Genomic DNA, 10,669 nt, shown 5'->3' with positions numbered 1-10,669 from the left:
GGTGTTATCTCTTGTCACGGTTAATTGGCGCGTATTGCCATTTATCCGTGACGATTACCTAATGCGGGTGAGGTTGCAAGACGTTTTTGGTTAATGAAAGGTTACGCGCGTTTCAATCGAAATCACACTAAATCCCGATTCTTCAAATGCTATCTGTGAGTTAGACCGATTCCCTTCTTCTGTGCGACGTGGCACCAAGTGCAGATCTGCACAACCTTGTCGGCGTCTGGCCGGCCTCACCCGCTCGCATTTCGCGCCTTGGAACACCGACTCGGTAGAATCACCTGAGGTGCAAATCTGCACGTAGGCAAACGCACCGTGAGATGATTTCTGTTCGCATGACCTGTTCATGCGGAGATTACGATGCGGATACTCACAGTTTCGCCGGACCAATACGAACGGTATCGAAGCTTCCTCAAACAGATGCACCGCCTTCGCGCGACGGTGTTCGGTGGCCGTCTCGAATGGGACGTCTCCATCATCGCTGGGGAAGAGCGCGACCAATACGATAATTTCATGCCGAGCTACCTTCTGGCGATTACTGACAGTGGGCGGGTCGCCGGTTGCGTCCGTCTCCTTCCGGCCTTCGGGCCCACGATGCTCGATCAGACCTTTACCCAATTGCTCAATGCAGGCTCGCTCACCGCACATCCGGGAATGGTGGAAAGTTCGCGCTTCTGCGTCGATACCGACCTTGTAACACGGAGAGATGCGAGCCAACTGCACTTTGCGACGCTTACCCTGTTCGCCGGCATCATCGAATGGGCGATGGCCGGCGGCTACACGGAGATCGTCACAGCGACCGATCTTCGCTTCGAGCGTATCCTGAAGCGTGCAGGCTGGCCGATGCGACGGCTGGGTGAACCGGCTGCAATCGGCAACACTATCGCTATTGCCGGAAGCCTGCCTGCCGATCGCGCCAGCTTCGCTCGGGTCTGCCCTTCAGGCTATCATCCGATCCCGCGGACCGACGTGACAGCGATCAGGAGCGCCGCGTGACCCAGCTACGCTCCCACTCCCGTCTCGTCCGCAAGCTCCAGGATGCCCTTGGCGATCAGCTCTGCGTCGCCCTCGACGACGCGACGGTCGTCGAGATCATGCTCAACCCCGATGGCAAGCTCTTCATCGAGCGCCTGGGCCATGGCGTGGCCCCTGCAGGTTTGCTCAGCCCGGCCGCGGCAGAAGTGATCATTGGCAGCGTCGCGCACGCACTGCAATCAGAAGCCGACGACGAGCAACCGATCATCTCCGGCGAATTGCCGATCGGCGGCCATCGTTTCGAGGGCCTGCTGCCGCCAGTGGTTTCCGGACCGAGTTTCACTATCCGGCGGCGGGCTTCGCGCCTGATCCCGCTCGACGACTATGTGAAGCATAAGATCATGACGGCGGCGCAGGTATCGGTTCTGCGCAGCGCGATCGCTTCTCGCATGAACATTGTGATTTCTGGCGGCACCGGTTCGGGCAAGACGACGCTTGCCAACGCGGTCATTGCCGAAATCGTAGCGAATGCGCCGGACGATCGGATCGTCATTCTCGAAGACACGGCGGAGATCCAATGCGCCGCCGAGAACGCGGTCGCGCTCCACACGAGCGACACGATCGATATGGCCCGGCTTCTCAAGAGCACCATGCGTCTGCGGCCCGACCGGATCATCGTTGGTGAGGTGCGCGACGGGGCGGCCCTCACGCTACTCAAGGCCTGGAACACCGGGCATCCGGGCGGCGTCACCACCATCCACTCGAACACGGCGATGTCGGCGCTTCGCCGGCTCGAACAATTGACCGCGGAGGTGAGCCAGCAGCCCATGCAGGAAGTGGTAGGCGAGGCGGTGGACCTGATCGTCTCGATAGAACGAACGGGGAAGGGGAGGCGGGTCCGTGAGGTCATCCATGTCGAGGGTTTCGCAAACGCCCGCTACCGAACCGAGCACTACGCGCAGATCGATGAGGATAGTCATGTCGCATAAGATCAGGATTGCCATCGCGCTTGCGGCATTCGCCGCCGTCTCTTTCATCGGTTTGGCGGATCCGGCCTTCGCCTCTTCAGGCGGCAGTCTGCCGTGGGAATCCCCGCTTCAGCAAATCCAGCAATCGATCACCGGGCCGGTTGCCGGCTTCATCGCACTCGCCGCAGTCGCGATCGCCGGCGGCATGCTGATCTTCGGGGGCGAGTTGAATGATTTCGCAAGGCGGCTTTGCTACGTCGCCCTCGTTGGCGGCGTGTTGCTCGGCGCGACACAGATCGTCGCCCTGTTCGGCGCAACTGGCGCTTCGATTGGCGAGATGGAGGCTCGAACCGGGCCTGGGATCATCGAACTGGTAATGCTTCGCGCGCAAGGGGAGGGGGCCCATGGCTGAGCCGGGTTCCAACCTTGCGCGTTCTCGGGTCCACCGGGCGCTGTCGCGCCCGAACCTGCTGATGGGCGCCGACCGCGAGCTGGTATTGCTCACCGGGCTTGCCGCCGTGGTCCTGATCTTCGTCGTGCTGACGTGGTACGCCGCATTGTTCGGCGTCGCGATCTGGCTCGTTGCGGTCGCGGCCCTTCGCATGATGGCGAAATCCGACCCGCTGATGCGCCGCGTTTATCTGCGGCATGTCTCCTATCGGTCCCACTATCGGCCGACCTCGACGCCCTGGCGCAAGTTCTGAGGTCGCGGGCATGGTGGCACTGAAACAGTTCCGACACTCCGGCCCGTCCTTCGCCGATCTGGTTCCTTATGCAGGCCTGGTCGACAACGGGGTGATCCTGCTGAAAGACGGCTCGCTGATGGCCGGCTGGTATTTCGCGGGTCCGGATAGCGAAAGCTCGACCGATGCAGAGCGCAACGAGGTGTCGCGCCAGATCAACACGATCCTGTCGCGGCTCGGCTCGGGCTGGATGATACAGGTCGAAGCTTTGCGGGTCCCGACGATCGACTATCCGGCAGAGGACGCCTGCCATTTCCCCGATCCGGTGACGCGCGCCATCGATACGGAGCGCAGGTCTCACTTTGAGAGGGAGAGCGGACATTTCGAGAGCCGGCACGCGCTGATCCTGACCTGGCGGCCGCCGGAGCTACGGCGATCGGGCCTGACGCGCTACGTCTATGCCGATGAAGGGAGCCGTTCTGCTACCTACGCCGATACGGCGCTCGATTCCTTCCGGACCTCGATCCGCGAAGTGGAGCAGTATCTTGCCAATGTCGTCTCCATACGCCGCATGGTGACGAGGGAAACCGAAGAGCGTGGCGGTTTCCGCGTCGCGCGCTACGACGAGCTGTTCCAGTTCATCCGCTTCTGCATCACCGGCGAGAACCACCCGATCCGCCTGCCGGATATCCCGATGTATCTCGACTGGCTTGTCACCGCTGAGCTTCAGCACGGCCTGACGCCGACCGTCGAGAACCGTTTCCTCGGTGTCGTCGCCATCGACGGCTTAGCCGCAGAGAGCTGGCCGGGGATCCTGAACAGCCTCGACCTGATGCCGCTCACCTATCGATGGTCGTCGCGCTTTGTCTTTCTCGATGAGCAGGAGGCACGCTCGAGGCTGGAGCGCACCCGCAAGAAGTGGCAGCAGAAGGTCAGGCCGTTTTTCGACCAGCTTTTCCAGACCCAGAGCCGCTCCGTCGACCAGGACGCCATGATGATGGTGGCCGAGACCGAGGATGCAATCGCTCAAGCCGCGTCACAGCTTGTCGCCTATGGCTATTACACGCCGGTCATCGTCCTGTTCGATGAACAGCAACCACGCCTTCAGGAAAAGTGCGAGGCGATCCGTCGCCTGATCCAGGCCGAGGGTTTTGGCGCCCGGATCGAGACGCTTAACGCGACCGACGCTTTCCTCGGCAGCCTGCCCGGCGTCTCCTATGCCAACATCCGCGAGCCACTGGTCAACACCCGTAATCTCGCCGACCTCATCCCGCTGAACTCGATCTGGTCGGGAAGTCCTGTCGCACCTTGCCCGTTCTATCCGGCCGGTTCACCGCCGCTCATGCAGGTCGCCAGCGGCTCGACGCCGTTCCGTCTGAACCTGCATGTCGATGATGTCGGGCATGCGCTGGTCTTTGGCCCGACGGGTTCGGGGAAGTCGACATTGCTTTCGCTGATCGCGGCGCAGTTCCGACGCTATGCGGGGGCGCAGATATTTGCCTTTGACAAGGGGCGGTCGATGCTGCCGTTGACGCTGGCGATCGGTGGCGATCACTACGAGATCGGCGGCGACGCGGCCGGAGAAGGGGAGGGGGCCTCGCCGCGGCTGGCCTTCTGCCCGCTCGCAGAACTCTCGACGGACGGCGATCGCGCCTGGGCGGCCGAGTGGATCGAGACGCTCGTTGCCCTGCAAGGGGTCACTGTCACACCCGACTATCGCAACGCCATCTCCAGGCAACTGGCGCTGATGGCGGAATCGCGCGGCCGCTCGCTCTCGGACTTCGTCTCCGGCGTCCAGATGCGCGAGATCAAGGATGCGCTCCACCATTACACCGTCGACGGCCCGATGGGTCAGCTGCTCGACGCGGAGGAGGACGGACTGGCGCTGGGGGCCTTCCAGTGCTTCGAGGTCGAGGAGCTGATGAACCTGGGCGAGCGCAATCTCGTACCGGTCCTGCTCTATATGTTCCGGCGGGTCGAGAAGCGACTGACAGGTGCTCCAAGCCTGATTATCCTCGATGAAGCCTGGCTGATGCTCGGTCATCCGACCTTTCGCGACAAGATCCGCGAATGGTTGAAGGTCCTGCGAAAAGCCAATTGCGCGGTCGTACTCGCCACGCAGTCGATCTCGGACGCGGAGCGCTCCGGCATCATCGACGTCCTGAAGGAGAGCTGCCCGACCAAAATTTGCCTGCCGAACGGGGCGGCCCGAGAGCCGGGCACGAGGGAATTCTACGAGCGCATCGGCTTCAACGAGCGCCAGATCGAGATCGTCGCGACCGCCATTCCGAAGCGAGATTATTACGTCGTCTCTCCGGAGGGCCGTCGTCTCTTCGACATGGCGCTAGGACCAGTAGCGCTCTCCTTCGTCGGAGCGTCCGGCAAGGAAGATCTGAAGCGCATCCGCGCGCTTCATTCAGAACACGGGGCCGCATCGCCTCTTCAATGGCTCCAGCAAAGGGGGATCGCCCATGCCGATACACTCTTCCCGGCCGACTAGACTAGCCCGCCACGCGATGATTGCGGCCATCCTTCTCTCAAGTACCTCACCGATGCCAGCTGTGGCGGGCGGCGTGACCGGTCAGGCGACCGAATGGACGCAGCTCGCCAACAACACCGAACTCATCTCACTGGTCGGCGAATCGGCGGAGCAGGTCAACAACCAGATCACCCAGATCTCACAGCTGGCCGAGCAGATCCAGAACCAGCTCAAGATCTACCAGAACATGCTGCAGAATACCGCGCAGCTTCCGAACCATATCTGGGGCCAGGTCGAAGGCGACCTGCAGAGCCTGCAAAGCGTCGTTAACCAGGGGCAGGGCGTCGCCTTTTCGATGGGCAATATCGACGATGTGTTGAAGCAGCGTTTCCAGAGTTTTTCCGAGATGAAAAGCAACCTGCCTGACGGCGCTAGCTTTTCCTCGACCTACCAGAGCTGGTCCGACACCAACCGCGATACGATCGCCGGGACGCTCAAGGCCGCGAACCTGACAGCCGAACAATTCTCCAGCGAGGAAAGCACCATGTCGTCGTTGCGCTCCATGTCGGAATCATCCGACGGCCAGATGAAGGCGCTGCAGGTCGGGCATCAGATCGCCGCACAGCAGGTGGCGCAGATGCAAAAGCTTCGCGGTCTCGTTTCCCAGCAGATGACCATGATGGGCACATGGTTCCAGTCCGAGCAGGCGCAAAAGGATCTGGCGCAGGCGCGTCGTGAACAGTTCTTCGGCGGCACAGAGCAGGATATCCGCGGAGGACAGACGATGGAGCCTCGGTGGTGAGCCCGCGCCTGATCATTATCCTCGTGGGCGCAGGGATCGTCGCTGCGGGTGGCGCTGTCAGCTGGAAGCTGATCCAGCCCGAGCCGACCTCGATATCCGGTTCAGGTGCGGCCGCAACCGGTCCCGCCTCCGATGAAGAAAAGCGCCAACATCGCGAGCAGTTCCTCAGTGGTGATACCACCCGCGACATCCGCGGCGGGCAGGAGATGAAGCCACGATGGTAATCGTCCGCACCTCCCGCCGACTTGAACTTACCCTCATTGCAATCGGCGTTGCCCTTGTCGCAAGCACGTCGGCCCTTGCACAGCAGGGCGCAGTGCTCACCACATTGGAAAACTCCGTCGTGACGGCCGCCAAGGGCTGGGAGACGACCGTGATGAATGCGGCACGTTCGCTGTTCTGGATCCTAGCCGGGATTGAGGTCGGGATCGCCGCTGTGTGGCTGGCGATCAATGCCGCCTCGCTCGATAGCTGGTTTGCGGAACTCGTCAAGCGCATCATGTTCATCGGTCTCTTCGCCTTCATCCTCAACGAAGGGCCAGCGTTTGCCAAAGCCGTGGTCGACAGCCTCTATCAGATCGGCGCCGGCAGCGGTTCGGCCTCACCCGCCAATATCTTTGATGCCGGAATCCGCGTTGCGACCAAAATGTCGGAGCAGGCGAAGTTCGGCGTCTTCGAGGACAACGCGCTGGCGATCGCCGCCGTGTTTGCCATGGTGGTTGTCGTCGTGTCGTTCTCGCTCGTTGCGGCAATCTTCGTCGCCGTCATGGTCGAGATGTATGTTGGTCTGCTTGCCGGCATGATCATGCTCGGGCTTGGCGGCTCGTCCTACACCAAGGATTTTGCCGTCAAATATCTGGTCTATGCTTTTTCGGTTGGCATGAAGCTCATGGCGATGGTGATGATCGCCAAGATCGGCTCCGACATCCTGCTCGGTCTGGCCGAAGCGCCGACGGCCACCTCCGAACAGTTCATCACGACGCTTGCCATCGCCGGGATTTCGGTCGTGATCTTTGTCATCGCCATGTACGTCCCGCCGATCCTTCAGGGCGTGGTGCAGGGTGCGTCGGTAGGCGGCGGCATGGAAGCCATCCGCCATGGCGGGCAGGCCGCATCCGCAGCACTCGGCGCCGGGTTCCTGACGATCGGCGCGGCAAATCGGGGATTTGAGGCAGCAAGTGCCGCAAGGGCAGGCGGAGCGTCTTTGGCAAGTGCCGCCATGCGTGGCCTGGAAGCCGGAGTCGGCGGCGCGGCCGGCGCAGTTGGCTCGGCTGCCAAGGACAAGGCCATTGGCTCGCCCGGCGCCTATGCCGGTTCGATGCTCGGCCTCGCCAACGCCAAGCTCGATCAGCAATCCGGCCGGCCTGGTACACCGCCGCCACCACCGATCAATGACAAGAAATAAGAGGCTGACAGCGCATGGCTGGAACCACTCCACCAGACAATCCCTATATCGCTGCGCGAAACGAATGGAACGAGCGCTACGGCTCGTATGTGAAAGCGGCCGCCGCCTGGCGCATCGTCGGCATCACCGGCATGACAATGGCGGTGATCGGTTTCGGCTATGCGCTCTACCAGAGCACGCAGGTGAAGCTGATCCCCTATATCGTCGAGGTCGACAAGCTCGGCACGGCCGTCAATGCCGGCTTTCCGCAACAGATCGAATATGCCGATCCGCGCGTGGTGCGTGCCACGCTCGGCAGTTTCGTCTCGAACTTCCGCTCCGTCACGCCCGACGCCCTCGTCCAGAAACAATATATCGACCGGACCTACGGGCTGCTGCGGACATCCGATCCGGCGACCGAAAAGGTCAATGCCTGGTTCCGCTCGAATTCGCCGTTCGAAAAGGCGAAGACAGCGACCGTGGCCATCGAGGTCAACAACATCGTCGCGCTATCGAACCAGAGCTATCAGGTCGACTGGACCGAATTCGAGCGCGATCGCCGAGGCAAGGAAACGGCGACACGCCGCTTCCGCGGCATTGCCACTGTGACGCTGACGCCGCCCCAGGACGAAGGCATCATCCGTCTCAATCCCATTGGTCTCTATCTCCGCGATTTCGACTGGACTGCACAGCTTTGAAAGGCATGACCTGAACATGAATTCTAGACTTCGATTTTTATCAGTCATGCTGAATGCCACCGCGATCCTTTCTGCATTCTTGGTCGTTTCCCTCATCAACGCGTCAGAGGCGTTCTCCGCTGATGGCGTCAGCCCCAATGAGGGGAAGGGCTTGGGGCTTTCGACCCAATGGCGCGGGTCGAAGGGTCTGGTCACCAAAGGCGCGGACGGTAAGGTGATCTTTCTCTATGGCGAGGTTCAGCCATCGGTCGTCTGCTCACCGCTGCAGGTCTGCGATATCGAACTTCAGGGCGGCGAGGTGGTGCGCGATGTGCTGGTCGGGGATACGGTCCGCTGGAAAGTAGAGCCGGCGACATCGGGCGCGGCCGGCGGCCAGGCCATCCACCTGATCGTCAAGCCATCGGAACCGGAGCTCGTCACTTCGATGGTCGTGACCACATCCCGGCGGACATATCATATCCAGCTCAAGTCGCATCCCACGCAATATATGGCCCGTGTCGGCTTCGAATATCCCGAGGATGTTTCCACGAAACTCGCCGACGTCAACGCTCGGCTTGAAGCCAGTACGATCCCCGGCGCCGGGGTGCCGGCGGAGCACTTAAGCTTTTCCTATTCCATATCGGGCAGTGCCGGCTGGCGGCCGACACGGGTCTATTCCGATGGCCTGAAAACCTACATCCAGTTCCCGCGGTCGATCTCGGGTCAGGATGCGCCGATTCTCTTCGTCGTCTCCGGTGGCCAGAACCGTATCGTCAACTACCGCATGAAGAGCAATATGATGGTGGTCGATTACAACATCGATCGCGCGGTGCTCGTCTCGGGCGTCGGCTGGAAACAACAAAAGGTGACGATCAGCAGGGGAGGGCGGTGATGAAGATTCTTGCCTTCATGCGACGCCCGCTGAACCATAAAACTGGCCTTGCTGCCGCCTGCATCCTCGCCATCCTCCTTTCTGGGTGCCAATCGATCGATACAGAAGGTCTTGTCGCCAGCAACGCGCCGCCCGAAATCTCTGGACCGGCGGCGAGCGCCATTGCTTGCGACATGGTCAGCCGTCTTGTCGAACAGATCGGGCCGGGCAAGGCAACCGTTGCACTAAAGGTCGATACTTCACCCTTCGGTCAGGCACTGGACGCGGCGCTGAAGGGATGGGGCTATGCGGTCGTCACCGACCAGAAGACGGATAGCGGAGCGACCGTCCTCCCACTTGCCTATGTGATCATACCATTCGACGGGCAGGTACTGGCGCGCCTTTCGACCAACAGCGTCGAACTCGGCCGCGCTTACACGGTGACTTCGACCGGTGCCATGGCGACGAGCGCGCTTTCGCTGATGCGGCGCGGGTGAGGGCGAATATCATGGTGCAATCCCTCAACCTCGGCGGCGCGCAGAACAGTCAGGCGGCATCAGGCATTCGCCGGATCAATCGCCTGCCGATCGTCGTCGTCATCGTGCTGGCAGTCGCCTTCCTCGCCATCATCTTCTATGGGCTCGCCTCGCGCGGGCTTTATTTCGGGAGGGATAAAGGCCCGGAGACCAGTTCCGGCGATCCCGCCTCAACTTTTGCCGATCAGATCAAGCGCGGTGTCACCGACGGTATTATCGACGAACCGCAGCAACAGACGACGTTTCAGCCGACCCCTGTCGAGACGAAGCAGGTGGACGAAAAGGCGAGTAATCCGTTCACCGCGACTCCGGAGACGCGTCAGGAACAGCGGCGCGGACAAGAACTGGAGCCGGAGGCGGTCTGGCGTGCACGCCTCGAGCGCGAGCAACGGGAGCAATATCTCCGTGAAAGACAGCGCCAGCACATGGCGCGCATGCAGGCCAACGATGCTGCCTATGATGCGCCGCTCGCCATCGATCGCGGCAAGCTGGAAGCTCGAGCAACAACAGACGAGGTCATAGCAAACAGAACAGCAGCGAACTCGACTTCAACGACAGGAGCTTCCGATCTGTATGCCGCCGCCTTACGCGCCGGCCTCGGCGGTCAAAACATCGATCCCAACGGGCAGAACAGCAAGGAAGACTTCTTCAACGCCGATCTTAAGGACCTCGGCTATCTGCCAAATCGCGTCGTGCCGCAGCAGTCACTCTACGAACTGAAACGAGGCTCGGTCATCCCGGCAACACTGATATCAGGCATAAATTCGGATCTGCCCGGCCGAATTACCGCGCAGGTGAGCCAGAACGTCTATGACAGCGCAACCGGACATCGCCTGCTGATCCCGCAAGGGACGAAACTGCTCGGCCGTTACGACAGCAAGGTATCGTTCGGCCAGAGCCGCGTACTCGTCGTCTGGTCCGATATTATCTTTCCGAACGGCGCGACTCTGCAGATCGGCGGCATGGCGGGAACGGACGCTGAAGGTTATGGCGGGTTTAACGATAAGGTGGATAACCACTACCTCAAAACGTTTGGTTCGGCCGTGCTGATTGCCCTGATCGGAACCGGGATCGACATGGCCGTGCCGCAGAGTTCGACGCTGGCGACCCAGGACACCGCCTCGGATGCCGCCAGGCGGAATTTCGCGGAGACGTTCGGGCGGGTTGCGGACCGGACAATCCAGCGCAATATGGATGTCCAGCCCACGCTGGAAATCCGGCCGGGATACAACTTTAATGTCCTGGTTGATCAGGACATAGTATTTCCGAGCATTTACAAAAAGTGATAATG

12 protein-coding genes are annotated in these 10,669 nt (G+C 61.2%); all 12 read left to right on the top strand.

The annotated features are described in order from the left end of the window. The first annotated feature begins 363 nt into the window (after window positions 1–363). From traI to trbI, 12 genes are read left to right on the top strand one after another with little or no spacing between them, the layout of a single operon-like run. Complete coding sequence (traI, locus tag G6L97_RS28140) at window positions 364–999, top strand: acyl-homoserine-lactone synthase (RefSeq protein WP_174004600.1); 636 nt, start codon at window positions 364–366, stop codon at window positions 997–999. Continuing rightward, window positions 996–1,967 carry a P-type conjugative transfer ATPase TrbB gene (gene trbB / locus G6L97_RS28135; protein WP_174004598.1) on the top strand — a complete coding sequence of 324 codons (972 nt, stop codon included), beginning with the start codon at window positions 996–998 and terminating at the stop codon, window positions 1,965–1,967. Before traI ends, trbB begins: the two co-directional genes overlap by 4 nt. Then, window positions 1,957–2,358, top strand: a complete 402-nt coding sequence (gene trbC, locus G6L97_RS28130) for a conjugal transfer pilin TrbC (protein ID WP_174004596.1) — start codon at window positions 1,957–1,959, stop codon at window positions 2,356–2,358. Before trbB ends, trbC begins: the two co-directional genes overlap by 11 nt. Further along, window positions 2,351–2,650, top strand: a complete 300-nt coding sequence (locus G6L97_RS28125) for a conjugal transfer protein TrbD (protein WP_174004594.1) — start codon at window positions 2,351–2,353, stop codon at window positions 2,648–2,650. Before trbC ends, G6L97_RS28125 begins: the two co-directional genes overlap by 8 nt. Window positions 2,651–2,660: 10 nt before the next feature. Continuing rightward, window positions 2,661–5,129 (top strand): conjugal transfer protein TrbE, encoded by a 2,469-nt coding sequence (locus tag G6L97_RS28120; protein WP_174004592.1) that lies wholly within the window; start codon window positions 2,661–2,663, stop codon window positions 5,127–5,129. After that, entirely contained in the window at window positions 5,101–5,910 is an 810-nt protein-coding gene (gene trbJ / locus G6L97_RS28115) for a P-type conjugative transfer protein TrbJ (protein ID WP_172690624.1), read from the top strand. Before G6L97_RS28120 ends, trbJ begins: the two co-directional genes overlap by 29 nt. After that, window positions 5,907–6,134, top strand: a complete 228-nt coding sequence (trbK, locus tag G6L97_RS28110) for an entry exclusion protein TrbK (protein ID WP_172690683.1) — start codon at window positions 5,907–5,909, stop codon at window positions 6,132–6,134. The genes trbJ and trbK overlap by 4 nt, the downstream gene beginning before the upstream one ends. Further along, window positions 6,128–7,315, top strand: coding sequence for a P-type conjugative transfer protein TrbL (gene trbL, locus G6L97_RS28105; protein WP_172690623.1), 1,188 nt, complete (start codon window positions 6,128–6,130; stop codon window positions 7,313–7,315). Before trbK ends, trbL begins: the two co-directional genes overlap by 7 nt. Before the next feature lie 14 nt (window positions 7,316–7,329). Then, window positions 7,330–7,992, top strand: coding sequence for a conjugal transfer protein TrbF (locus G6L97_RS28100; RefSeq protein ID WP_172690622.1), 663 nt, complete (start codon window positions 7,330–7,332; stop codon window positions 7,990–7,992). Between the two features lie 46 nt (window positions 7,993–8,038). Continuing rightward, window positions 8,039–8,863 carry a P-type conjugative transfer protein TrbG gene (trbG, locus tag G6L97_RS28095; protein WP_174004590.1) on the top strand — a complete coding sequence of 275 codons (825 nt, stop codon included), beginning with the start codon at window positions 8,039–8,041 and terminating at the stop codon, window positions 8,861–8,863. After that, complete coding sequence (gene trbH / locus G6L97_RS28090) at window positions 8,863–9,339, top strand: conjugal transfer protein TrbH (protein WP_174004588.1); 477 nt, start codon at window positions 8,863–8,865, stop codon at window positions 9,337–9,339. The genes trbG and trbH overlap by 1 nt, the downstream gene beginning before the upstream one ends. 11 nt (window positions 9,340–9,350) lie before the next feature. Continuing rightward, window positions 9,351–10,664 carry an IncP-type conjugal transfer protein TrbI gene (gene trbI, locus G6L97_RS28085; RefSeq protein ID WP_174004586.1) on the top strand — a complete coding sequence of 438 codons (1,314 nt, stop codon included), beginning with the start codon at window positions 9,351–9,353 and terminating at the stop codon, window positions 10,662–10,664. The last annotated feature ends 5 nt before the right edge of the window (window positions 10,665–10,669 follow it).

Source organism: Agrobacterium tumefaciens (assembly GCF_013318015.2).
Taxonomy (GTDB): domain Bacteria; phylum Pseudomonadota; class Alphaproteobacteria; order Rhizobiales; family Rhizobiaceae; genus Agrobacterium; species Agrobacterium tumefaciens.
Note: the sequence above shows the minus strand (reverse complement) of the source record. Positions and strands in the feature narration are given on the sequence as shown.

Coding starts and splice junctions, on each gene's coding strand:
- G6L97_RS28100 (WP_172690622.1), top strand. CDS start 7,330: ATGGCTGGAACCACTCCACCAGACAATCCCTATATCGCTGCGCGAAAC.
- trbH (WP_174004588.1), top strand. CDS start 8,863: ATGAAGATTCTTGCCTTCATGCGACGCCCGCTGAACCATAAAACTGGC.
- traI (WP_174004600.1), top strand. CDS start 364: ATGCGGATACTCACAGTTTCGCCGGACCAATACGAACGGTATCGAAGC.
- G6L97_RS28120 (WP_174004592.1), top strand. CDS start 2,661: ATGGTGGCACTGAAACAGTTCCGACACTCCGGCCCGTCCTTCGCCGAT.
- G6L97_RS28125 (WP_174004594.1), top strand. CDS start 2,351: ATGGCTGAGCCGGGTTCCAACCTTGCGCGTTCTCGGGTCCACCGGGCG.
- trbG (WP_174004590.1), top strand. CDS start 8,039: ATGCTGAATGCCACCGCGATCCTTTCTGCATTCTTGGTCGTTTCCCTC.
- trbC (WP_174004596.1), top strand. CDS start 1,957: ATGTCGCATAAGATCAGGATTGCCATCGCGCTTGCGGCATTCGCCGCC.
- trbJ (WP_172690624.1), top strand. CDS start 5,101: ATGCCGATACACTCTTCCCGGCCGACTAGACTAGCCCGCCACGCGATG.
- trbI (WP_174004586.1), top strand. CDS start 9,351: ATGGTGCAATCCCTCAACCTCGGCGGCGCGCAGAACAGTCAGGCGGCA.
- trbL (WP_172690623.1), top strand. CDS start 6,128: ATGGTAATCGTCCGCACCTCCCGCCGACTTGAACTTACCCTCATTGCA.